Source organism: Nocardia brasiliensis ATCC 700358, from assembly GCF_000250675.2.
Taxonomy (GTDB): Bacteria; Actinomycetota; Actinomycetes; order Mycobacteriales; family Mycobacteriaceae; genus Nocardia; species Nocardia brasiliensis_B.
Map to the genome: position 1 here is coordinate 9,265,974 of NC_018681.1, position 22,934 is coordinate 9,288,907.

22 protein-coding genes are annotated in these 22,934 nt (G+C 63.9%); 15 read left to right on the top strand and 7 right to left on the bottom strand.

Annotated features, from left to right (window positions below; genetic code table 11):
• The first annotated feature begins 28 nt into the window (after positions 1-28).
• The 3 genes from O3I_RS41530 to O3I_RS43270 all read left to right on the top strand — a co-directional run bounded on the left by O3I_RS41530 (position 29) and on the right by O3I_RS43270 (position 4,190).
• Entirely contained in the window at positions 29-3,124 is a 3,096-nt protein-coding gene (locus O3I_RS41530; protein ID WP_014989076.1) for a replicative DNA helicase, read from the top strand.
• An 83-nt stretch (positions 3,125-3,207) separates the two neighbouring features.
• Positions 3,208-3,588, top strand: a complete 381-nt coding sequence (locus O3I_RS41535; protein WP_014989077.1) for a hypothetical protein — start codon at positions 3,208-3,210, stop codon at positions 3,586-3,588.
• Complete coding sequence (locus O3I_RS43270) at positions 3,585-4,190, top strand: DUF3558 domain-containing protein (RefSeq protein WP_081594257.1); 606 nt, start codon at positions 3,585-3,587, stop codon at positions 4,188-4,190. The genes O3I_RS41535 and O3I_RS43270 overlap by 4 nt, the downstream gene beginning before the upstream one ends.
• Before the next feature lie 39 nt (positions 4,191-4,229).
• Here the strand turns inward: O3I_RS43270 and O3I_RS41545 are convergent, their stop codons facing one another.
• The 4 genes from O3I_RS41545 to O3I_RS45270 form a co-directional block, all read right to left on the bottom strand.
• The gene (locus O3I_RS41545; protein ID WP_014989079.1) at positions 4,230-5,231 is read right to left on the bottom strand and encodes a hypothetical protein; all 1,002 of its coding nucleotides are present in this window, start codon (positions 5,229-5,231) and stop codon (positions 4,230-4,232) included.
• An 83-nt stretch (positions 5,232-5,314) separates the two neighbouring features.
• The gene (locus O3I_RS41550) at positions 5,315-7,783 is read right to left on the bottom strand and encodes a hypothetical protein (RefSeq protein WP_014989080.1); all 2,469 of its coding nucleotides are present in this window, start codon (positions 7,781-7,783) and stop codon (positions 5,315-5,317) included.
• On the bottom strand, positions 7,783-8,094 hold the full coding sequence (locus O3I_RS41555) for a hypothetical protein (protein WP_014989081.1): 312 nt from the start codon (positions 8,092-8,094) through the stop codon (positions 7,783-7,785). The genes O3I_RS41550 and O3I_RS41555 overlap by 1 nt, the downstream gene beginning before the upstream one ends.
• A gap of 196 nt (positions 8,095-8,290) precedes the next feature.
• On the bottom strand, positions 8,291-8,782 hold the full coding sequence (locus tag O3I_RS45270) for a hypothetical protein (protein WP_141691838.1): 492 nt from the start codon (positions 8,780-8,782) through the stop codon (positions 8,291-8,293).
• Between the two features lie 1,325 nt (positions 8,783-10,107).
• Here O3I_RS45270 and O3I_RS43475 point away from each other — a divergent pair.
• Entirely contained in the window at positions 10,108-10,878 is a 771-nt protein-coding gene (locus tag O3I_RS43475) for an ESX secretion-associated protein EspG (RefSeq protein ID WP_063632295.1), read from the top strand.
• A 142-nt stretch (positions 10,879-11,020) separates the two neighbouring features.
• Here O3I_RS43475 and O3I_RS45275 read toward each other — a convergent pair whose 3' ends face one another.
• A complete protein-coding gene (locus O3I_RS45275; RefSeq protein WP_141691837.1) occupies positions 11,021-11,473 on the bottom strand; it encodes a hypothetical protein in 453 nt (150 codons plus the stop codon).
• A 24-nt stretch (positions 11,474-11,497) separates the two neighbouring features.
• On the opposite strand from O3I_RS45275, the gene O3I_RS44395 reads away from it, so the two are divergent.
• Positions 11,498-12,541: a serine/threonine-protein kinase gene (locus tag O3I_RS44395; protein ID WP_014989084.1), complete on the top strand. Its 1,044-nt coding sequence runs from the start codon at positions 11,498-11,500 to the stop codon at positions 12,539-12,541.
• Between the two features lie 292 nt (positions 12,542-12,833).
• The gene (locus O3I_RS41575; protein ID WP_041563203.1) at positions 12,834-13,790 is read left to right on the top strand and encodes an esterase/lipase family protein; all 957 of its coding nucleotides are present in this window, start codon (positions 12,834-12,836) and stop codon (positions 13,788-13,790) included.
• Between the two features lie 116 nt (positions 13,791-13,906).
• Here the strand turns inward: O3I_RS41575 and O3I_RS41580 are convergent, their stop codons facing one another.
• On the bottom strand, positions 13,907-14,275 hold the full coding sequence (locus tag O3I_RS41580; protein ID WP_014989086.1) for a winged helix-turn-helix transcriptional regulator: 369 nt from the start codon (positions 14,273-14,275) through the stop codon (positions 13,907-13,909).
• Positions 14,276-14,350: 75 nt separating this feature from the next.
• Between O3I_RS41580 and O3I_RS41585 the strand changes: the two genes are divergently transcribed.
• Positions 14,351-15,214 (top strand): alpha/beta fold hydrolase, encoded by an 864-nt coding sequence (locus tag O3I_RS41585; protein ID WP_051067101.1) that lies wholly within the window; start codon positions 14,351-14,353, stop codon positions 15,212-15,214.
• A gap of 45 nt (positions 15,215-15,259) precedes the next feature.
• Here the strand turns inward: O3I_RS41585 and O3I_RS41590 are convergent, their stop codons facing one another.
• On the bottom strand, positions 15,260-15,769 hold the full coding sequence (locus O3I_RS41590; RefSeq protein WP_014989088.1) for a hypothetical protein: 510 nt from the start codon (positions 15,767-15,769) through the stop codon (positions 15,260-15,262).
• A gap of 195 nt (positions 15,770-15,964) precedes the next feature.
• On the opposite strand from O3I_RS41590, the gene O3I_RS43280 reads away from it, so the two are divergent.
• From O3I_RS43280 to O3I_RS41630, 8 genes are all read left to right on the top strand, one after another.
• Complete coding sequence (locus O3I_RS43280) at positions 15,965-16,765, top strand: helix-turn-helix transcriptional regulator (RefSeq protein ID WP_014989089.1); 801 nt, start codon at positions 15,965-15,967, stop codon at positions 16,763-16,765.
• On the top strand, positions 16,762-17,334 hold the full coding sequence (locus O3I_RS41600; RefSeq protein WP_014989090.1) for a GNAT family N-acetyltransferase: 573 nt from the start codon (positions 16,762-16,764) through the stop codon (positions 17,332-17,334). Before O3I_RS43280 ends, O3I_RS41600 begins: the two co-directional genes overlap by 4 nt.
• Before the next feature lie 10 nt (positions 17,335-17,344).
• Positions 17,345-18,160: a class I SAM-dependent methyltransferase gene (locus tag O3I_RS41605; protein ID WP_014989091.1), complete on the top strand. Its 816-nt coding sequence runs from the start codon at positions 17,345-17,347 to the stop codon at positions 18,158-18,160.
• A 278-nt stretch (positions 18,161-18,438) separates the two neighbouring features.
• Entirely contained in the window at positions 18,439-19,053 is a 615-nt protein-coding gene (locus O3I_RS41610) for a DUF3558 domain-containing protein (RefSeq protein WP_014989092.1), read from the top strand.
• 79 nt (positions 19,054-19,132) lie between these two features.
• Positions 19,133-20,389 (top strand): hypothetical protein, encoded by a 1,257-nt coding sequence (locus O3I_RS41615; protein WP_014989093.1) that lies wholly within the window; start codon positions 19,133-19,135, stop codon positions 20,387-20,389.
• Between the two features lie 20 nt (positions 20,390-20,409).
• On the top strand, positions 20,410-20,874 hold the full coding sequence (locus O3I_RS41620) for a hypothetical protein (RefSeq protein WP_063632412.1): 465 nt from the start codon (positions 20,410-20,412) through the stop codon (positions 20,872-20,874).
• An 81-nt stretch (positions 20,875-20,955) separates the two neighbouring features.
• Positions 20,956-21,486, top strand: a complete 531-nt coding sequence (locus O3I_RS41625; RefSeq protein ID WP_014989095.1) for a hypothetical protein — start codon at positions 20,956-20,958, stop codon at positions 21,484-21,486.
• Positions 21,487-21,578: 92 nt separating this feature from the next.
• Positions 21,579-22,922: a family 1 glycosylhydrolase gene (locus tag O3I_RS41630; RefSeq protein ID WP_014989096.1), complete on the top strand. Its 1,344-nt coding sequence runs from the start codon at positions 21,579-21,581 to the stop codon at positions 22,920-22,922.
• Positions 22,923-22,934: the final 12 nt, after the last annotated feature.

Here is a 22,934-nt window from a genome sequence, read left to right on the forward strand (position 1 = left end):
CCAGGTGGAGAAAGGACGGTCGAGCCGGATGGCAGTCGTCGACGACCGCGGACACGCGGACTTCCCGCCCGAACCCCCCGGCGAGGACTTCGGCAGGCAACCACCGCACGACATGGCGGCCGAACAGTCCGTGCTCGGCGGGATGCTGCTGAGCAAGGACGCCATCGCCGACGTCATCGAGGTCATGCGGCCCGGCGACTTCTACCGTCCCGCGCATCAAGCCGTCTACGACACCATCCTCGACCTGTACGGTCGCGGTGAACCCGCCGACCCGGTGACCGTCGCGGCCGGCCTGGACCGCCGCGGCGAACTCAAGCGCATCGGCGGCCCGCCCTACCTGGTCACGCTCACCCAGACCGTGCCCACCGCCGCCAACGCCAGCTTCTACGCCGAGATCGTCGCCGAGAAGGCCATCCTGCGCCGCCTCGTCGAGGCAGGCACCCGCATCGTCCAGTACGGCTACGCCGGCGCCGACGGCCAGGACATCGCCGAGGTCGTCGACCGCGCCCAGGCCGAGGTCTACGAGGTCACCGAACGCCGCACCACCGAAGACTTCCTCCCGCTCGAAGAACTCCTGCAGCCCACGATGGACGAGATCGACTCCATCGCCAGCCGCGGCGGCATCTCCCTCGGCGTCCCCACCGGCTTCACCGAACTGGACGAACTCACCAACGGCCTGCACCCCGGCCAGATGATCATCGTCGCCGCCCGCCCGGGCGTGGGCAAAGCCCTCGCCCTCGACACCCCGCTCCCGACCCCCACCGGCTGGACCACCATGGGCGAGGTCCGCGTCGGCGACGAACTCCTCGACGCCGCAGGCCACCCCACCCGCGTAGTAGCCGCCACCGACATCCTCACCGACCGCCCGTGCTACGAGGTCGAATTCTCCGACGGGACAGTCCTCGTCGCAGATGAGGAGCATCAGTGGCTCACGGTGGCCCGCACGCACGGACCGCAGCCCGCTGTTCGAACGACCGCAGATATCGTCCACAGCATCCGCACGGCGAACAATGATGTGAACCACATGGTGCCGGGCACTGCGCGTGCCGAGGCTCGGCACATCGTCGATGTCCGCAAGATCGACACCGTCCCGGTTCGGTGCGTCGAGGTCGACAACGTGGACCATCTCTACCTCGCCGGGCAGACCATGGTGCCGACGCACAATTCCACCCTCGGCATGGATTTCATGCGGAGTTGCTCGATCAAGCATGGGTTGCCGAGCGTTATTTTCTCGCTGGAGATGAGCCGGACCGAGATCGTGATGCGTCTGCTGTCGGCGGAGGCGAAGATCAAGCTCGGTGATATGCGCGCGGGGCGGATGAGTGACGACGACTGGACCAAACTCGCGCGGCGGATGAGCGAGATCAGCGAAGCGCCGCTGTTCGTCGACGATTCACCGAACCTGACCATGATGGAGATCCGGGCCAAGGCGCGGCGGCTCAAACAACGCCACGACCTGAAACTCGTGGTGGTGGACTACCTCCAGCTGATGACCTCCGGTAAAAAGGTCGAATCCCGCCAGCAGGAAGTCTCGGACTTCTCGCGAAACCTGAAGCTGCTCGCCAAAGAACTCGAAGTCCCCGTGGTCGCGATCAGTCAGCTGAACCGCGGTCCCGAACAGCGCACCGACAAACGCCCCATGGTGTCCGATCTCCGCGAGTCCGGCTGCCTGCCCGCATCCACCCGCATTCTGCGCGCGGACAACGGAACCGAAAGCACACTCGGGGAACTGCTGGCCAGCGGTGAGCAGCCGCTGGTGTGGTCCCTGGACGAGCGGATGCGCATGGTGGCGCGTCCGATGGTGAAAGTCTTCCCCAGCGGACGCAAGGAAGTGTTCCGGCTGCGCCTCGCCTCGGGGCGGGTGGTCGACGCGACCGGTAACCATCCCTTCCTGACCGTCGACGGCTGGATCGCTCTGGAGAAGCTCGCCGTCGGCGACCGCCTTGCCACCCCACGTCACGTACCGGAGCCGGTGCACACCACACGGATGCCGGACGCCGAGATCATTCTGCTGGCGCACATGATCGGTGATGGTTCGTGCGTCAAGCGCCAGCCGCTTCGCTACGCCAGCATCGACGAAGCGAACCTCGACGCGGTCACCGCGGCCGCCACGCACTTCGGCGTCACCGCAGTGCGTGACGAGTATCCGGCCGCGCGCGTGTCCACGCTGCGCCTGCGCGCTCCCGAACGCCTCACCCACGGCAAACGGAACCCGATTGCCGCATGGCTCGACGAGCTCGGCCTTTTCGGCCTGCGCAGCTACGAAAAGTTCATCCCCAAGCCGGTTTTCGAGCTCCCCAACGATCAGGTGGCCTTGTTCCTGCGCCATCTGTGGGCGACCGACGGTTCGGTGCGCTGGGACGACACCGGCCGACAGGCCCGTGTCTACTATTCGTCGACCAGCCGCCGTTTGATCGACGACGTCGCGCAACTGTTGCTTCGAGTCGGTGTCCACGGCCGGATCAAGCAGATCCGCAAAGCCGGCTATCGGGACTGCTGGCATCTGACCATCGACGGATCCGACAACCAGACCGTCTTCCTGCGCGATGTCGGTGTCCACGGCGTCCGCGGGCAGTCGGCCGAGGCGGCGTTGGTCCATTTGGCGCCCTTGGCACGCAATACGAATGTCGACACCGTGCCCAAGGAAGTCTGGAACCAGGTTCGTAGCCTGCTCGCCACCAAACAGATGACCCATCGAGAATTCTCGGCGGCCATGGGATCCCGGTTCTGCGGATCCACGATGTGGAAGCGGTCCCCGAGTCGTTCTCGGCTGGCCCGGGTCGCCGTCGTCCTCGACGACGCCGATATCGAAATGCTCGCCACCAACGATGTCTTCTGGGACAAAATCGTCGAGATCACCAGTCTCGGCGAACAAGACGTCTACGACGGCACCGTACCCGGCACCCATAACTTTGTGGCCCAAGGCATTTCGGTCCACAACAGCCTCGAGCAGGACGCCGACATGGTTATTCTCCTGCACCGCCCCGACGCGTTCGAGCGCGACGACCCGCGCGGCGGCGAAGCCGACCTCATCCTCGGCAAACACCGAAACGGCCCGACCGCCACCATCACCGTCGCCCACCAACTGCACCTCAGCCGCTTCGTGGACATGGCCCGCGGCTAGATCGCCGTTGTGGCTGTCTCGGCTCTGCGGTACACCGAGGAAAGCTGTTAGCCTGCAGAAAGTCGCTCGAGAGGGGGTTCAGAATGCAGGTCGACTATGGCAGGGCGGAGATCCAAGCGTTCAACCAGGCGGCGGGGGCCGGAGAACTGGAGTTCGACAAAGAAGCCGTTCGCGAAGTGGTTCGGGCCTACGACCTTCTCATCGACGGGCTGGTGGCTGAGCAGCAAAACATCAAGAGCATCCTCAACCTCGCTGGTTTCGGAGGCTTCGGTTCAGCCCAGCAGCTTGCAACCGGGTTCTCGAACAAGGCCAATCAGCTGTTCGATGTGCTGACGCAGTTCATCGAAGGAGCGATTCGACTGCAGGAGGCGTACCTGCGTGCAGGACAGATGTACGAGGAAGCGGACCAGAAGAACGCTGCCGCGTTGCGGTTCGTCGGCGAGTCCGATGGACTGACGGCATGAAGCGTGCTGTTGCCGCCGTATGCTGCGGCATCGCTGCCCTGCTGGTCGCGGCGTGTGATGGCGGAACGTCGGAGGGCGGTCCAGCGGAAAGCTCCGCCGCGCCGTCACCAACTCAGCTGAAGCTTGCCGTTTCGGTGCCGCCTGCTCCTGCCCAGCGAAACCAGGGCCGTCAGGATGTGACCTTCGATCCCTGCTTCAAGCTCGATGATGTGACGATCGAGCGAGCTGGATACGATCCGCGGACTCGTAAGCGCAAGGATTTCATCGCAGATGGCTACTCCGCACTTGGATGCGAGTTCACTCGCAAAGAGCAGGGACTGCTGATGGGATCTTTGGTCACGTCGTCGTCGAACCTGACGCTAGACGAGTACAAAAATCGATACGCGAGCTCCGCAACAACTACGTCGGTAGCCAGCCGCGAGGCTGTGACATATCAGCTCCCGGGCGACTCAACCAATACAACGTGCTTCTTGGCCATGAAGGCCACTGACGGAGTGCTCCAATTGCAACTCGACGTCAACAAGGCGCGGGCTGCGGACCGGCCCTGCGATTTGATCCGGAGTACGGCTGAGTCCATCGAGCCGAGCTTGCCGCGCGTATAAGCATCACTTTGGCAATCCCCAACTCGCTGCCGGGTCGTCTCAGCGCAGTACAGCCTCGGCGGCTTGACGCATGTATGCCTCGAGGTCCTGGACGGCGTTCTTCATCGCACCGCCGCGGTAGGTGTTCACGATGTTGAGTAGATCGCTATACAGAGTGCTCGTACTCCTCGAATCAACCAGCGCGCGGTAGTCCTCGAGGTGTCCGTCCGGCTTGAAAAGGCTGTCGTATCGAGGGTCATGCGCTAGCGGGCCGTCGGCGTCTTGCACCGTACGTGCGATCTCGTAGATGGTGTGGGCAGGGTCGAGATCGTTGCTGACCGCTACTCGGAGGGCGACTTCCTTCGGATCCTTCGACTGGTCGTTGGCTCGGTCCGCAGCTTCGGTATCGAGTCCTCGAGTCACGAGCCCTTTGAGGGTTCCTGCGTAAAACGCAAGTTGGAGTTCTGGGTTCTGTGGATCCGCCAGCCACGATCGGGTCCAGTCGGATTGCAGCTCAGCTATGGTCTCGACTGCTTGCCTGTTCAGGTCGAGTGCTGATGTCGCACCAGAGTCGATTACAGCAAAGATGTTCTGCGCCTTGGGTCGCTGGACGTTCCCGAGAGGATCGGGCGCGGTGAACCCTCTCGAAGTGACGAATTCCGGGCTGGCACCAGCAAGGTCACGCAGGTAAGGAGCAAAAGCCACCGCGAGACCCTGTACGAGCTCAGGATTGGCGTCGCCTACCGCATTGGTTCGGGAACCGTCGACATTAAGCAATTTTGAAGTGTGATCGGCAACGTATCGGGCAAGCATCGTTGCGGATTCGCCCGCGCGGGTCGAAGTCGCGACGTCGGACGAGGCGGCGTCCGAGCCGATCCAGGCAAACAGTCCGCCGACTGTCGAATCTTTGTCGTTCCAGCGATGACTCATCAGCTGGTCCAGCAAGTCGTCGGACGTCACCCCTTGCGGCAGACCGACCCCTTTCAATGCGTCTTGGACCGTGCCCTTGTCGACCGCTCCATTGGTCGATGATTGGTCGACCAGCCGTTCGGCCGCGGTCAACGCAGCTGAACCACGTTCCGAGTTGCCACACCCGGACACGACAGCTGCCAGGAGTACAGGGAGAAGAAGGAATCGAATGCGCGTCACCGGACGAGGTTCCTGCCTTCCGTAACTCTTTGCTGCATCACCTGCAGGGGATCTTGTAGCACGCCGCCTTGGTAGTTGTTCAGGATGTTGGTCAACGCTGTGTAGACCCCCACCTGATCACCGTGTCGTTCACGAACGACGACGTCGTAGTCCTTGAGCTTGCCGTCGTTGTCGAACAGGTAGTTGTAGCGGGGGTCGTGGGCCAGCACGCTGTCCTGAGCCTGGAGCACCTGTGCTACCTGGTAGTACTGGCGGGCCCCGGCCAGGCTGTTGTGCGTATCGAGGTTCGGGGTAGCTGGGTCGGGTGGTGTGGCGATTCCGATCAGGTTGTTCTTGAACTCGGTGTTGGTCGCGTCTATCAGCGGTCCGGCGTAGGTACCGACGACCGGCACGTACTTGATGCCAGTCGATATCCCTGTTTTGAACGAGTCGTAAGCCTCACCCTTGTCGGCGAAAGTGTGCGCCTTCTGGATGACGCCGTCCTTGGTCCGGTCGGCAGTTTCGAGATCCAAGCCGCGGTCGACCAGGCCGTTGATGATGCCCGATCGCACCGCCAAATCGTGGACCGGATTGGCGGGATCCTCGAGGACAGATCGTGTCCATGCCGATTGGAGGTCACCCGAGGTACTGAGGGCGGCACCGTTGAACTGGATTGCGGCCTGCTTGTCAGTGTCGACTACCGCGAAAATCTTCTGGGCAGCATCCCGAGACAGGCTGCCCTCTGAATCAGGCGGAGTGAATCCGTGCGTCGGAAGATACTGCTCCTGCACGCCGGCCAAGTTGGCTATGTATGGACTCAGCGCCGTCGAAATACCTTGTACGGCACGCGGGTTGACTTCGCCAACGGATGCCGTGCCCGCGCCGTCGAGGTTCATCAGATCTTTGGATTGGCTCGACACGAACTGCGCAAGGCCGGAAGCAGCTTGCCCCGCTCTGGTTGAAACATCCTGGTTCGACGACGTGGCGTCGTCGCCGATCCAGGAGACCAGTTGGCTAGCGACCTTTCCGTCGTCGGGCCAGTCGTGTTTCATGAGCGACTTCATCACATCGTCGCGTGGGTAGCCGTCGAAGCTCTGTCCCGGCACCCCCTTACCGAAAAGCTCGTCACCACCTTGGCCGGTGAGAATGGCGTGATTGGCTTCCTTGCTGCGGCTTCCGGCGTCAAGCAGGTCCTGGGCGCTGTTCTCGGTCAGTCTGTAGAACTTGGCGGTGTCCTCGGAACGACCTTCGTAGTGGGTGTAGGCGCCGTTCTCCAAAAGCCATGCCTGATGGGCAGATTGGCGAGTGAGTTCGACTCCGAGTCGTTGACCGGGCTGGTATCCCTCGTCGGCGCTGTTGACGAAGTCGGCGAAGTTCGCCATGTCAGGGAGGTACTCCTCCAGGGTGCCGTTGCGGCCGTGCGAGGAAGTCCAGTCCGCGCGATAGTCGTCCGGCACGTCGCGGGTGTTCGCGTCCGGTGCGTCGGTGCTGAATCTCGGTCGGGTGCCGATGATTTCGCGGACTTCCGGGTTGAGTTTGTTCCAACTGCCACGGTCGGTCGCGACACCTTGAGCGTTCTTCGCCACGACGTGTTCGTTGGAGACGGTCATCATGCCATTGGCGAGGTACTGGCGTAGTTGCTGTGATTCCGGGGATCCGTTGGCGCGCAGCTGCTCCGATACCGCAAGGAGGCCGTCACGCCCGGATTTGTCATATAAGCCGGATAGGTAGTCCATCGTGGAGGCTGGGACGGTGATGTCCTGGCCGTTGGCCAACGCCTGGAGTTGCTCGGGAGTGAGATTGGCCTGTGCCAGGCGAGCAGCAATACGAGCGGCTTCGGCGTCGGACAGTTTGCCATCGGAGATGTTCTCGCCGTCTTCGCGGCCGAGTTCTCCGGATAGCTCGCGCTGAGTTGTCCAGTCCGCCGGGCCTTTGGCGAAGACCCCGCTGCCGAGTTGGTCCCCGCGGGTGCGGACTTCTTCCCCGTTGGTGTTGATCGCTGTCATGACGTCGGAGATCGCACTGCTCAAGCTGTAGTAAGCCGTGTTGATGGCGTCTTGCAGCGCACGGGCACGACTCTGGATCGTTGTCAGCTTGTCCTCGGGCATGGGATCGGGGTACTGGACTTGAATCGCCCACTGATCCAAGACCGTGAAAGAGGCACCTTCGGTGTGGTCTTGTTCTGCCTCGGCGACCTTTCCGAGCAGGACGCGGCGTTCGTCGGACAGCCTGCCGTCAGCACTGCGAAGGGCGGTGATGAACTCGCGTACTTCGAAGGACAGTTTGCGTCCCTCGTCCTGGTCTTCCCCGATGCGGTCGTAGGCAGCGTCGTAGGCCTTCCCCGCCCACGCTCCGTTGAGGTTCTTGAAATGGTTGATGGCCCGCTCGAGCTGTGCCGTATACGCCTGGTCGCCGGATTCGATGCGGCCCGCCCAGTCCGATAGCGCCCAGGTACGCCATGCCTCTACCTCTTTGCGGGTCGGCATCAGCGGTCCTTGTCGTGGAACGACATCGCCTCGAGCCGCCGCTTGAACGACTCATCCGTGGCATTGATGTCGGCGGCGGTGTTCTGGACCGCGGTCGCGACCGAACGGATGCGGTCAGCGACCTTGAGCCAGGCGTACTCGGTTGATTCACCAGCCTTTGCGCAGGCATCAGGGATCGGGCAGCCCGGAAGCGCGGCCTTGATGTCGCCGACAGCAGCGCGGATCTCGATGTCGTCGATCTTCTGACCTACGTCGCCAAGGACTGTCGCCAATGAGTTCATCTGGTCGATGTCAGCCTTCAACAATCCCACGTGGATCCCCCTGGATTCGAGCGTTTCCTCGGCCGGTCCTGCCTCAGAACCTTAAACCGGCGCCTCGGATCTGCGCCAACAGCACAACGTCTCCGCGACTACAGCTAGCCACCATAAAACGCCCTTACCTGCGTAGATGCCAGCTTCCCGGACAATGACCACCCCTGCGACAGGCCATGTCGGCTGCCTCGAAATGTTAAGCTCCGAGCAGCGAACGAAGGGGGACGACGTTGCGGACCAATCTCAGCATGCTCGGCCTCGGGGTTCCACGTTGAGCGGCGAGAATCAGCCGCCCCCGAAGGTCGGTAACGCGTTCATTGAAGATCTGCTCGGAGTGCCGGGCGAACTGGCGCAGCAGAAGGCCGCCAACTCCCAGCATCAGGTCCGTAAAAACGATGAGCAGCTCGGCCGCACTGAGGTCGACCCTTCGTACGTGACCACTCCGGACCCGCCACCGGAAACGATGACACACCAACAGATTTGGGATGCCGCCCAGGCGCTCGATCAGCAGGCGTTGTGGAACTTGGTCACTGGGTGGGCACAGTCCTCGACGCGGGTAACGAACCTGTTCCAGTTCAATAAGCTCGGCGTCGACCACGCGATGCAAGGCAAATGGGAGAGCGCAGGCGCAGATGCCGCCCGCGCAGCGTCCCACAAGTTCGCCAAGGCCGGCGAGGACATGGGTCACGTCGCACAGTCGGTCGGAATGCGATTGGACGCCTTGTTCTACTCGGCGCAAGCGCTGGCCGCCGCGGTGCCACCCCCTACAGTTGCTACAAGCCCAGATCCAGACAATCCTGCGGAGTCGGTCCTGCCCGGACTGATCAGCGGTGAGAAGGATCGAGCAGACAGCGAAGCTGCGGCCCAAGCTCGCAATCAGGCGGTCGCGGCGGTCAAGAACATTTACCTGCCGGTCTTCCCTCCATCAGGCGAGAACGTACCCGCATTCAACCCACCGCCCGCCGCCAACGACGACACGAATCCTGTTGTCCCGAAAAGCAACCCAGCGAGCCCTTCGCGCGCCAACCAAGAAGCTGGGACACCGGACGGCCCAGCCGTCTCAGCGGACACACCCCAAGAACAGACCCAACCAGCTAGCACGCAGCTGACGAACTCGAATCAAACGGCACCGGCGTCAACAAATCCAGCAGGGCTCGGCAAGCCAGACGGTTCCGCGCCCGCTCCAACCGGGCCCGGCATGACCAACACAACGCCCGCCAGCACAACGGCGGCTTCTCCGAGTACGACTGGACCCGTGCCATCGAATCGCCCCAGATCCACACCCGACCGTTCGGGTCTGGGGCCGGGCCCAGGCCCGAACACCGAATCGAGAACCGGAGGACCCAGCGCACCCGGCATGCCAGGTGCCGCCTCGCCCCTAGCTGCGGGAGGGCGCTCCGCCGGATCAACTGCCCGCCCCACTGGCGTGATGGGGCCTGGACCAGGCGTTGGTGCACGTCGCCAAGAGGATGGTGACCACACCCGTCGGATACCTGACTATCTAATACGTCAGCAGTCCGAACTGGCGGATCTTCCACCAGCCCCACCAGGAACGATCGGTTCCGAATACTCATTTGCCGACCGCGATGCGATCGACTATCCGTATCAGATCAACCAGGTGACGACCGCGGCCGAGAATGCAGGCGCGCCCGGCGCAGTCAGCACCAACGCCCACGCGGAAAGCTCGCTTTCCCTACCTGAGCACAATCACCCACTCCAGTCGGCGAGCGCATCGTCGCCGCCTGCGCCCGCTGATCGTGCGACGACATCGGATGAGGCTGGTGCACCGGGCGGCGGGAGTGCAGCGACCGGTGGTGAGGTGGCCACAAGCATAGACGCTCAATCCGATACGCCCTCAAGCGATCCCGTATCCGAGAGCGGTCAGCCCCAACTACAGCCCGATCCAGATGACCGAGAGTGCCGTGGCGAGTCCAGAACGCGCAGCTTCACCCTGACCGGACCGATCATGGACACTTGGGACAACCCGCCCGCCCCAGACTCAGGCAACCCACGGTGAAAACCCAAGCTCGCTGGGACTTCACTCCGGACGAATTCGCATGGGTATGGGCTGAAGCCGAACGGGATGAATACCCCTACCCGATTAGCATCATCGAAACCCCCTCCACAGCAGACGAATACGCGCGACTACGCAACGGAATCAGCTCCCGATACCCCCGCAACGCGGACCCTGATCTGACTGCGGCGCTTCACCTCCTGGCCGACCCAGATCTACGCATCATCTGCACGGGCAAGATCCACGATTCAACGAAAAAGCTCCGCTCTCTAGCTGTGGCAACCGGGACCACTGGCGCCGTGCTGTTCCAAAAGCACGGTGCCACCGCAGAATTCGGCGGCGCACTCCGCCTTGTGGCCACACGACCCCAGAACCTGGGCAAACACATCGCCGCAACCATGCACACCGCGACCACAGGGCGGGCAGGACCGATGGCCGGCTACACCCCACGTGTCCGTGGCGAACAACCACCCACCACGTGGTTCGTGTCCCACGACGGCGACCTACCGCCAGAAGAACGCATCCGCGCCCTGCTCCGCGCACCTCGCACAGCTGAAGGCCACCTCTGCATCGAACAGCGCCGACACAGCCGACGCCCGCACCCCCCGGTCTACCTCAACTGGATCGACATCGCAGATAACCACCCGGCCGCCGGCCGCTACCTGATCGACGTAGGGTCGGATACCACCGTCATTCCGGCGTCCGCAGAGGTCGTAGCCAGCGAGCTCTACAGTCGGGCCGGACTCGGCACCAGTTGTGCATCGGCGTAACAGGGACGGAGCAGACAACAACTGTGGTTGCCCAGGCCGCTGGCGCAATCTGTAACGGCGGCAACGAGTACACGAAACGCGCACATGAATCGAAAAGGGCCGATCAGGCACGAAGTCAAACGAGCACGACGGTTCCCTACTCTTAAATCAATGACTTTGCGGCCAACGCCGCTGCGGCAGCCTCCACGAGCTTTACTTCGACTCCAAGGCTTTTCGCGGCATGGAGAGCATCTTCTTTCTTGCCACCACACGCCTTACCGAGTTCTGGGCCGTTCATCACTTCGACCACAGTGATCACCTCGCGGCATGCAGCAAGGCATGCACCTTCAAGCCTCAATCGACTCTTGGTCCCATCGGTAACCTTCAACTGTGGATGGTAATCGGCCTCGAAGAGCACTGCCGCGGACACCGCGTGGGCACGCAGCGCGCTTGCGATGGAATCTCGCGCTTCGCGGGCTTCCATCGCCTCCTTGTGACTAGGTGCCGATACGTGCTCAATCTTTGCTACTACCGAGTCATCGGCCGAGTTGAGGATCACCCCCAAAACGTTTCTTCTCTTATTCCGAGTTGTTACCTGCATTCCGAGTACTAACATCCTCCAAAATCTACACTTCTTCATGTGATACTAGGCACACCCGGCGACTCGATAGCAAACCGATACCTGCTACTGAAGCCGCTTGGCTCTGGCGGCTTCGGCCAGGTCTGGAAGGCCAGGGACAGCCATCTGAATCAGGTGGTCGCGTTGAAGCTCATTCGCAACGGCGACCCCGGAGCCACCTGGCATGAAGCCAGCCTCCTCACTGCACTGCGAAGCGAGCACATTCTCGAGGTCAACAATGCAGACGTGTTTCAAGGAATCACTTATCTAGACACAGCCTTGGCGGCCTGCTCGACAGATCAACGGGCCCAACCTCTAGGAGTAGAGCCAGGACTGGCCGTGGACTGGATGAGGCGGGCACTTCGCGGCTTGGACTTGTGTCACAAACGAGGGCTCCTGCATCGCGATGTCAAGCCGCAGAATATATTTCTGGCTTTGAATGGAGATGCGAAGCTCGGCGATTTTGGTGTTGCAGCGCACATGGATGAAGCAGGAACGGCAGAAGCGCATGGAGACCTGCGGGTCTGGGCGCCCGAACTATTCACTGGCGGCCGAGCATCGATAAGATCCGACGTGTACTCGGCCGCCTGCACACTCTATGCCCTCGTGGCCGGAGGACTACCTTTCGACGGTATCCGTCAGCAGATAGACCTCGAAGCCGCAATCGCCCAGGGAAGTTACATTCCTGTTCGTGACAGGGCTCCACATGTAAGCAGTGCCCTCGCAGACAAGATCAAGCGTGGTATGGCGTTAGATCCGGCTGAGCGTTTCCCCACTGCAGCGTCCTTCGACAGCGCCCTCGCGTTGCCATCGCAGTCCCGGCGCTTCATCCCTAAACCACCGCATGACGGACACCTTCGCTGCTGGGCAGTGGCAGGCCCGACGAGTGCCCTCCGCGTCTGCATCATCGCAGGTACAGGGTCGGCGTGCGTATCGGTGGAGACGCGATACGAAGGCTCAGGTAACAGAGTGACACAGCACTGCTTCGGCAGCACCGAGGCCGATCTGCCCAAACGCCTTCGAGCGGTCTTCAACAACCTTCGCTTAAATGGACGTCGATCCTGAAACCACTGAGGCACTCGTTATCCGGAACCGGCCCTAGGAAGTGCAACGCTCCGTGAGACGGCAAGCAGTGCAATCGGTGTGAGACAACATCAAGATGCGCTGGTGACAGCGCTACTAGGTGGAGCCGAGTTTGAGACCCTACAGCCGTTGTGGCTGTCTCGGCTCTGCGAGCAGGCCAGATGTACGAGGAGGCGGACCAGAAGAACGCTTCGCCGTGGGTTTGTCGATTCTGTCTGCTGTGGTGAACCGCCCGAGGTAGGTTCTTGGGACAGTTCGCTATTGGGGGGGTCTCATGCGAAGTGTTCCACGTTCCCTCGTCATCATCGCCGTGCTGGTCGCCCTGTGGGTGACAGCAACTGGGTCGGCGTTGGCTCGACAGGATCCGATCCAGCAGTATCCGGTCGAGTACAACTCCTTCCCCGGTGTCCCATATGAGTTGGCGAACCCCGGTGGTTCGCTGCCCGGATCCAACAATTGGTCGTGTCGTCCCAGCGCGGAACATCCGAATCCGGTAGTGCTCGTGCACGGTTACGCTCTTAACGCACAGTCCAATTGGGGTGTCTACGTCCCATTGCTGGCCAACGAAGGGTACTGCGTGTATGCGCTGACCTATGGCGCGTACAAAGATATGCCGTGGCCGTTTTCGTCGACCGGAGGTCTACGGTCGGTCGAGGAAAGCGGTGCGGACATCGCTGCGTTTGTCGACCGGGTGCTCGAGGCGACCGGTGCCGCGCGGGTAGACATTGTCAGTCACTCGGCGGGGGCCATCGTCAGCAACTACTACGCAAAACGCCTCGGCGGGGCAGTGAAGGTGGACAAAATCGTCTCGCTCGCACCGTTCTGGCTCGGCACGAACTGGCTCGGTTGGGCCGACATCGCCGCGTTCGTCCAAGCTATGGGCGCTGGTGCTGCACGCGATGCACTCATGGACGCGACGTGCAAGCAGTGCAATCAGTTGTACCGGAACGCCGACTTCCTGCGGGAGCTGAACTCCGACGGTGTGTACAGCCCGGCTATCACCTACACCAACATCGCGACCGAGCACGATCAACTCGCGGTTCCTTATACATCAGGTCTGGTCCCGGCCACCAACGCGACCAATATTGTTGTGCAGCAGGGATGTTCGCAGGACTATTCCGGGCACGGCATGCTGGCGAGCACCCGCCGCGTCGCCGCCTATGTCTTGAACGCACTCGATCCGGCGAATACCCGGGCGGTGCCGTGTGAATTCATACCGGTCCCCCTCTGATGGCACCGCCCTGCGTTCGTCCGCCGTGCCGGTTTCGCCGATCACGTCGGCACAACTCTGCCTGTCGGCCACTTGATGGCTGATCTTGAAGCCGCAGGTCACAGCGTCGTGCGGTGTCACGAATTCTGAGACCCGCCAGCCTCGTCGATGGCGGACATGTTTAGTTCGGCCCATTCGCGGAGGGCTGCGAGGGGGACTTCCAGGGACATGCCCAGTTCGGTGAGGCGGTAGTGGACCTGGGGTGGGACGGTGGGGTCTACGCGGCGGGCGACGAGGTTGTCGCGGACCAGTTGGGCGAGGGTTACCGAGAGCATTTTCTGGGAGATGCCGGGGATGCGGCGGCGCAGCTCGGCGAAGCGCACCTCGGGCGGGTCTGCGGCCGCGAGGATTTTGATGACCATGGAGACCCATTTGGAGCCGATCCGGTCCAGCAGCTGCCGGGTCGGACAGGCGGGATCGAACAGATCTCCGCGCCGGGTAGTCACCTGAAGCTCACCACCTGAGTCGAAAGTGCCGTCTTGGCCGATCCGACCAGGTTACCTACCGTGATGTGGTCACTGATGGTTACCAGCTTTGAGGTGGAGATGAGCGCAGATATCGCGTTGCACAGGGTCGCGGCGAACGGGATCACGATGAATGTCGCGGTCGCCGGAGCGGGTCCCGCGGTCCTGCTGCTGCACGGGTTTCCGCACACCTGGCAGGTGTGGCGGGGCGTGCTGGACGGACTCGCGGGGACGCATCGGGTGATCGCGCCCGACCTGCGCGGCTTGGGTGCGACGACCCGGCCGGACACCGGTTACGACGCCGGGAATCTGGTCATGGATGCGCTTGCCGTGCTGGACGCCCTGGGCGAAACCCGCGCGGATGTAGTCGGTTTCGATCTCGGTGCCGCCCCGGCGTTCCTGACCGCGATGCATCACCCGGATCGGGTCCGGCGCCTGGTGCTCATGGAGGCGATACTCGGCCGGTTACCCGGGGCCGAGGATTTCCTGCGCGACGGACCGCCCTGGTGGTTCGGCTTCCACGCCGTCCCGGACCTGGCCGAGTCGGTGCTCATCGGGCACGAGGGCTCCTATATCGACTGGTTTCTGAGCGCGGGCACGCGCGGCCGTGGTGTGCCCGCGCCCCTGCGCACCGCATTCGTCACCGCCTACACCGGGTCGGACGCGTTGCGCGCCGCCTTCGCGCACTACCGGGCCTTGGCCGAGAGCGGCCGTCAGATCGAAACATCCACCGCCACAACCCGATTGCGGATGCCGACGCTGGCCGTCGGGGCGCATCCGGTCGGTGACGCGCTCGCCCGGCAGTTGCGGTCCCGCACCGACGATCTGACCGAGGCAGTGATCCCCGACTGCGGCCACATCATTCCAGTGGACGGGCTTCCCGCACTGCTCCCGCTGCTCACCGACTTTCTGGCACGCTAGGATCGAAAACCATCGCGCCGACCCGCGACGGCGGCACTCAACGCCCTACCGCCACACGGCTTCTGGGCAATTCGTCATACGGTCGTCTTCGTAGGCCGACACCGTGATCACCGTGATGTAACTGATCCGTTTGGACCAGTCGCCCGATGCGGGGCCCGCGTTGATTCGAGTGAGATCGTCCCAGGCGCGGCCTGCGCCGTACTCGACCGGTTCGCCGCCCCAGAAGGCAATGCAATCGCCGGTGCGGCCTTCACCGTCCCACACTGTCAGCCAAGTATTCGGCCCGACGTTCAGGGATGACGGCACGTTGTTCCAGTCGTTCCAGCAGAAGAACACGCAGTCCCTGGTGACGCGCAACAGTTCGTGCGCGCCGAGACCCAATGTGACACCGTCGTTGTCGAAGCTTGGGGTCTCCCAGAATTGGGCGTAACCCGGGTAGATCATCGGGAGGTTGCCGGCCTGGGCGGGGGCCGCTGCCGTGAGACCGAGCGCGGCGGTCGCGGCCATGAGCAGGGTGGCCCAGCGTGCGGTGCGGTGGGAGATTCGGCTCGACATTACTTTCTTCCTTTCGACATGCCTGGGCGCGTCGCCACCGCCGCGCCTTCTCATGATCGAAAGTGATTACCCGGCAGCATATTTCGCGCACGACAACCGTAGGATCCCGGGCGCCGCGCCGACCATACGAACAACTTCGTATGGTGTTCTCCGCTTCGGCCTGTTCGCGGAACGTGTCCGGGAGATACTGAAGCGGTGACGAGGGGGACCGACTCGACCGCACGGAAAATCCACGATCTCGCCTTGGCGATCATCACCGAACGCGATCCGGTGCAGGTGTGGCCGCTGCTCATGGAGCGGCTCACCGCCGACCTCCCGTGCGATCTCGCGGTACTGATCGATCTCGACTGGAACGCAGGCACCGGACACGCCCTCACCGGTGCGCCGGACTGGCTGCACGAAGCACCACTCGACGCACTCATCCACGCGCACATGCGATCTCATCCGCTGCTGCAGCACTACGCCCGGACCGGCGACACGACGCCGTTGACCATGGACGAAGTCGCCGACGACCGCTGGTGGAAGGGCGAAGCGTACCGGGCGGGCAAGGACGCGATCGGTATCGACCGGCAGCTGGCGCTGCCGCTGGCCGCGGGGCGCAGCCGAATCCGCGGCGTCATCATGAGTCGCAGCAGCCACGGATTCAGCGACCGCGACCTCGAATACGCCGCGCTCGCACGGTCATTGCTCGATGCGGTGCAAGCCCACGAGACGGCGGCCTTCGGGCATCGCGGACCAGCAGACCCCGCGGATTACCGGCTGACCCCGCGGGAACTGGCGGTGCTGGGTCTGCTCTGCGAGGGCCTGACCACCCGCGCGATCGCGAGCAGACTCGGCATCGCCCCCGCGACCGCTACCAAACATACCGAGAACCTCTACCGGAAAATCGGCGTACACGATCGCATCGCCGCCCTACGCGCGGCCCAGCGCCTCGGCCTGGTCCCCGTTTTGCCGAGCAGACCGGCGTCGGCGTCTGAGCCAGAATGGCTTGCATGAGCCAGCTGCCCACACTGTCCGTTTCGGAGATCACCGCGGAGCGTGTCGTGTTGCGCAAAGCGCGCGAGGGTGACCGGGCGGGGCTCATCGAGTTGCAAACCGATCCGCCGGTGCGGGCCTACCTCGGCGGGCCCCGGCCGCGCGCCGATGTGGAGCAGTACCTGGACGCGGTGGGGATCGCGAATGTTGCTGCGGCTGCGGGCGTTTACATCATCGCGGACCGGGAAACGGATCTGCTGCTCGGCACACTGCAGTTGACTCGCCGGTCTGCCGAGGAACCCGGACATCTCACCGAGGACGGCGAGGAACTCGAACTGGGTTACCTGCTGCGGCGCGAAGCGTGGGGGTCGGGCTACGCATTCGAGGCAGCGACCTGCGCATTGCGTGCTGCCGCGGCCGAGCTGCCCGACCAACCGGTCCTGATCGTCACCCAGACCGCCAACGAGCGTTCGCTGAAACTCGCTGCTCGCTTGGGCTTTCGGCCCGTCAGTACTTTCGAGGCGTTCGGCGCACAGCAGACGCTCGCCGGCGCGGCGCTGCACGCTTTTGCGGGCTCGCGGCGGGAGTAGCGTTGGTGAGGTGCCGGACACCGAACTGGTCGGAGTGCAGAAGACCCTCAGCCCTGTGCTGCGGGCCAAGGCCCTGGACAATCTGTTGCCGGATCCGATACTCGGCGACACGTATGCCGAGCAGGTGATGCGGCGGCTCGAACCCGATTACGACAAGGGTCGATTCGGCAAGAGTCAGATCGGGCTCAGTGCGGTGGTGCGCGCGAAGACCCACGACGATTGGGCTCGGGCTTTCCTCGCCGAGCACCCCGACGCGGTGGTGCTGCACTTGGGGTGCGGCCTCGACGCCCGGGTGTACCGGGTCGACCCGCCGGCCACGGTCGACTGGTACGACCTGGACTATCCGGCGATCATCGCACTGCGGCAACGACTGCTGCCGCCGCGCGAGCACTACACCTTGATCGGCTCCAGCGTGACGGACCTGGCCTGGCTGGACCGGATCCCGCGCGGCCGCCCGGTGCTGCTGATCGCCGAGGGACTGGTCCCCTACCTCACCGAAGCCGAACTGCGCGAGCTGCTCGGCGCCGTGGTCGCCGCCTTCCCGGCCGGCGGGATCCAGTTCGACACGGTGGCGGTGTGGGCGTGGCGCACCTCGAGGTGGCATCCGGTGCTGCGCAAGTACGGTACCCAATTCCGTTGCGGTTTCGATGATCCGGCCGCGATCGCCGACTGGCAAACACGACTCGAATTCGTCGACGAGGCACCGATGAACGACGCCACGGTGCTGATGACCAAGGCGCCCAAGGACATTCGCCGGTTGTACCGACTCCTGAACCGGCTGCCGGGCATGCGCCGGTCCACTCGGATCGTGCGCTTCCGCTTCTGACTGCGTCTCGCGGCCAGGACCAGCCACCCAGCAGTACGTCACCAACGCTGACGGGAATTCCGATCAGCTCTGATCGGCACAACAGCAGCGGCACCCGGAAGCCCGGTGGTCGCTGCCCGGTGCACTTGCCCGTCGAGCAATGATCTAAACCTGGATTTCCGCATTTGGCAGTCGGGACGCCAGGGCGGAACAGGCCTGGCAGTGCCGTTTGACCAGGGTGCGGCGGCATCGTATCGTCGTTGATCGCCAAGGGGTTGCTGACCCGGGGAGGGCTTTCGATGATGAGCAAGAGCTGCGCCGCCGGTTGTCTGGTGGTGAGCGCTACGGTGCTGTCCGCCTGCGCCGGTGGTGCCACCGAGCACGAGGGACATACCGCGACGTCGAGTGCGGCACCCCCTGCCGTGCAGGTGAGTCTCCCGCCGGCACCGACGCAGACCGGCGCGAAACAGGTGCGGTTCGACCCGTGTACCCGCGTGGGCGACGATCTGGTGAGCCGGGCCGGGTTCGACCCGGCGACTCGCGAGCGCGCGGTGAGCGAAGGCGTGTCCTCGCTGCTCACCACGATCGGCTGCCAATTCTGGCGAGAGGCACTCGTCGATGGCGAGAAGTATCCCACCGGCGGGTTGTCCGTGACGTCCAGCGACCTCACCCTCGACAACATCCGGACGAGCTCGGAGCACGAGATATTCAACGCGGATCCGATCCGCGGACGGGCGGCAGTGCTGTACCGGACGCCGCAGGTCGGCAACGGTTGCTGGGCGTCGATCGAATCGGCTGACGGGACCTTCACGGCCGGGCTGATCGTCACCCCGGGCCCGGTCGCCGTGCCGCCGCCCTGTGACCAGATCCGCCAGATCGCCGAAACCTTCAGCGAAGCACTCGACACCGAGTAGTGCCGCTTTTCGGCGGGCCGTGCCGAAGCGCACCTCACCCGCCGATGTGAGTGAAGTACACAGTCAGGGAGTAATACGGATGGCCGAGACATTCGCGGCGAACCCCAGCGAGATTGCCGGTCTGGGCAATCTCGTCACGTCGATAGCGGGGGACGCCCTGCTGGCGTCCAGTTTCGTGGCGAAGGAAGGGAAGGCGGCCGATTGGCTGCACGGGCCGATCATCGACACGCTGATCGCCCCGATCAACGATGCCGCGGACTGGATGTCGCAGCGCCACGCGGTGCTCGCGAACACCACCCTCGGCACCGGCACCGAGCTCAACAAGGCCGCCTGGATGTATCACAGCCAGGATCAGCAGAACTACGCCGCGCTGAACGCGAATACCGAATCGAATCTTCCGGTGGGCGACAACACCGAAGAGACCGGCGTGACCGCGCAATACGCCGGTGCGGCCAGCTATTCGAAGCCCGAGTCCGTCAAATACGAAGCGCCCGCCGCGAACAAAGAAGAACTCGCCGGGCTCATCGCCGAAGTCTTCCCGGTGCTCGGCAATGTGAACGAGTCCATCAAGAGCATCACCCGGGCGGCGGGCACCGAATACGACCCGCTGGTCACCTGTTTGGCGCCGATTCCCGGAAACTGGTCCGAAATCCGCAGGCTCGGTGAGGTGTACAAGGCGGCGGGTAACGGCTTGGAGGCCTGCGGCAAGAATCTCGAATCCGGTGTGAAGCGGATCGATGGCAGCACCGACAACAAACCGAATTGGGACGGCGCCGCCTCGGTGGCCTTCAGCGCCTGGGCGACCAAACAGATCGCGGCGATGAAGTGGGAAGGGCCGGTCGGCCGGATCGTCAGCGATTGCGCGGGCGCGGTGTCCGACATGATCCGGGACGGCATCAAATCCATCCTCGAGAAAATGTGGGGGATGCTCAACAAGTACTGCGATTTCGACGACATCAAGGGCGCGCTCAAATCGGTCGCCAATATCTTGTCCACGGCGGTCCCGGGTCTCGGCGCCGCACGGATCGCCAAGCTGGTCGCCGACATCGGGTTTCTCGTCAAAGCCGCGATAGACGTGGTCACCAAGATCAAGGAGCTGGCCGACGCCTTCAAGACGCTCCTCGACTTCATCAAGGATCCGGTGGGCCGATTGCAGGACAAGGCGAAGCAGAAGCTGGACGAGGCGATCGCACCGGTCACCAACAAGATCGACGACGCGACCCGTAAAGCGGCCCTCGCCAAAGATATCGGGCAGATAGCCAACTACGGCGACACCACGAACCGACCGACGCAGGCCTACGACACCGGCGCTACACCGTGGGCGAACGCCCAGTGACCCGGCCGCAGTGGGGCAGCATGCGCGAGCCCGATCTCGACCCCATGGCAGAGGCGCTGGCCCGCCAGGTCATGGACGCGGTCGACAACCTGCGCACCGCCACCATCCGCCTCGACAGCATCGACCCCGCCGAGCTTTTCGAGCGCGCCACCGAGGTGACCGAGGAGTTCATCTCGATGGTCGCCGGGATGGACACCGCGTCCGCGGCGCTGCAGGCGTACGCCGCACGAGTCGCGAGTGGTGAATGTCGTTGGAGCGATATCGAAACCCTCGCCCGGCCGGTGCCGCCGGAGGTCGCCGAGATGAAGGGCTCGCCGGAGTTCATCTGGCGGTGGTCCCCGGAGCCCCCGCCCGAACCGGCCCCGCCCGCGGCTACCACCTGGACGCCGACCCGCCGGCCGCGCCCGGACGACAACGTGGTCGGTCCCAGCGACTGGCCGGACGACTTCGACGACTATCCCGATGAGCGGCGGCCGTGGAGCTGAGCCGGCGCATATCGTGACCGCGCACCACGGGGGTGCCATTACAGTCGGCGACGCACCGCCGAGTCGTACGAGGAGAGTGATGTGAGCCGGTCCGACAGGTTGATCGGCCCGATGTCGCTGGTGTGGACGCTGGGCGTCGTCGTCGCGGCCGTGGCATTCATGGGGGGCGCGTTGCAACTGGGTGCCGCGATAGTCCGGTGGACCGATTCGCAACTCGCCATGGCACTGTATCTGCCGGTGAGCGTGTTCGCGGGCATCGGCGCATGGATGCTCGTACTGTCCGCCGCATGGCGGTTGCGCCGCAACTATTTGCGGCGCGCAGGGGTTGAGATCGCGGCGGTGGTGGTCGAGTCGGAGGTACGCCGTAAGTACCGTTCGGGCACGCTCAACTGGGATCTGTGGCGGGTGCAGGTCGAAGCCCGGCTCACCCACCCGGATTCCGGACGGGATCTCCGCGTCCGAAAACAGTTCCTCTACCCGCAATTCCGCGAGGCAAAGGCACGCGCCCTGGCCGAGCGGTTGAGCGTCGGCTCTACCGCGCCTCTGCTGGTCCGCAAGAACTACGCCCTGTTCGACGTCCCCAAACGTCCGGCGTGGACCGACATCTGGTGAGCGGCGGATCCGCCACGCCCGAACAACCCTCGTCCACCTGTGGATTCGCCTGATCCAGCGGACCTCGGTGCACATCCAGTTACCCTGAGGTGATGCGATTCCGGGTTCGAAGGTATGTCCTGGCCGTACTCGCTGCCGCCGCATCGACGATGCTGCTGTGTACGAATGCCGCGGCGGCACCGCCGATCCAGCCGGTCGCGGCGCCGCTCGGCAGTGATTTCCTCTGGGGTGTGGCAAGTTCCGGGTTCCAGTCCGAAGGGCATGCGCCCGACAGCAATTGGACGCGCTACATTCCGTCCCATCCGGATTACGACGCGCTGAACGATTCGGTCGACTTCTACGACCGCTACGCGTCCGACATCGATCTGGCGGCGAATCTCGGTGTGCGGGTGTTCCGCATCGGAATCGAATGGGCCCGGCTGCAACCGGCACCAGGGGTGTGGGACGAGGGCGCGTTCCGTTTCTACGACGCCGTGCTCGCGAAGATCGCGCAGGCAGGCATGCGGCCGATGATCACGCTCGACCACTGGGTGTATCCGGGGTGGGCGGTCGATCGCGGCGGTTGGCGCAATCCCGGGATGGTGGGGGACTGGCTGGCGAACATGCGCGCGGTGGTCGATCGTTATGCCGATCGTGATCCGCTGTGGGTCACGGTGAACGAGCCGGCGGCCTATGTCTCGCACGAGGTGCGCCGGGGCAAGGCCGATCCCGGCGAGATGCTGGATCGGCTCGCGCAGGCGCACAACGCCATCTACGACCACATCCATCAGGTGCAGCCCGGCGCCCAGGTCACCAGCAACGTCGGCTATGTCGCGGGCTCGGAGGCCGAGGTGAACGGGTCGTTCATCGACCGCGTCGCGGCGCGGCTCGATTATGTCGGCGTCGACTACTACTTCGGGTTCGATCCGGTGCAGTCGGTGCTGGGTTCGGTCACCAGGGCGCTCGGCTCGGCCGTGCCGAACCCGCCGGGCATGAACATCTGGGATCTGCCGCTGCGCACCGAGGGGATCTACTATGCGCTGCGCCACTATTCGCAGCGCTTCCCGGGTAAACCGCTGTACATCGTGGAGAACGGCATGCCGACCGAGAACGGCGGCCCCCGGCCCGACGGCTACTCCCGCAGCGATCACCTGCGCGACACCGTGTACTGGATCCAGCGCGCGAAGGCCGACGGCATGAACGTCATGGGCTACAACTACTGGAGCCTCACCGACAACTACGAGTGGGGCAGCTACACACCACGATTCGGCCTCTACACGGTCGACGTGCGCACCGATCCCGGCCTGACCCGCCGCCCCACCGACGCGGTCGGCACCTACACCCAGATCGTCGCCGCGGGCGGCGTCCCCGGTGACTACCGCCCGACGCGCGCACCGGCGCTCTGTGTTCTGGTCGATCCGCCGGCCAGCTGCCTGACACCCGTCGCGGCACCGTAACCGCCCGGTGCG

Bases quoted from the DNA above. Each gene is read 5' to 3' on its own strand.
- O3I_RS41530 (WP_014989076.1), top strand. From the start codon at position 29: ATGGCAGTCGTCGACGACCGCGGACACGCGGACTTCCCGCCCGAACCC.
- O3I_RS41535 (WP_014989077.1), top strand. From the start codon at position 3,208: ATGCAGGTCGACTATGGCAGGGCGGAGATCCAAGCGTTCAACCAGGCG.
- O3I_RS43270 (WP_081594257.1), top strand. From the start codon at position 3,585: ATGAAGCGTGCTGTTGCCGCCGTATGCTGCGGCATCGCTGCCCTGCTG.
- O3I_RS41550 (WP_014989080.1), bottom strand. From the start codon at position 7,783: ATGCCGACCCGCAAAGAGGTAGAGGCATGGCGTACCTGGGCGCTATCG.
- O3I_RS45275 (WP_141691837.1), bottom strand. From the start codon at position 11,473: ATGTTAGTACTCGGAATGCAGGTAACAACTCGGAATAAGAGAAGAAAC.
- O3I_RS41575 (WP_041563203.1), top strand. From the start codon at position 12,834: ATGCGAAGTGTTCCACGTTCCCTCGTCATCATCGCCGTGCTGGTCGCC.
- O3I_RS41585 (WP_051067101.1), top strand. From the start codon at position 14,351: ATGGTTACCAGCTTTGAGGTGGAGATGAGCGCAGATATCGCGTTGCAC.
- O3I_RS41590 (WP_014989088.1), bottom strand. From the start codon at position 15,769: ATGTCGAGCCGAATCTCCCACCGCACCGCACGCTGGGCCACCCTGCTC.
- O3I_RS41600 (WP_014989090.1), top strand. From the start codon at position 16,762: ATGAGCCAGCTGCCCACACTGTCCGTTTCGGAGATCACCGCGGAGCGT.
- O3I_RS41610 (WP_014989092.1), top strand. From the start codon at position 18,439: ATGATGAGCAAGAGCTGCGCCGCCGGTTGTCTGGTGGTGAGCGCTACG.
- O3I_RS41615 (WP_014989093.1), top strand. From the start codon at position 19,133: ATGGCCGAGACATTCGCGGCGAACCCCAGCGAGATTGCCGGTCTGGGC.
- O3I_RS41620 (WP_063632412.1), top strand. From the start codon at position 20,410: ATGCGCGAGCCCGATCTCGACCCCATGGCAGAGGCGCTGGCCCGCCAG.
- O3I_RS41630 (WP_014989096.1), top strand. From the start codon at position 21,579: ATGCGATTCCGGGTTCGAAGGTATGTCCTGGCCGTACTCGCTGCCGCC.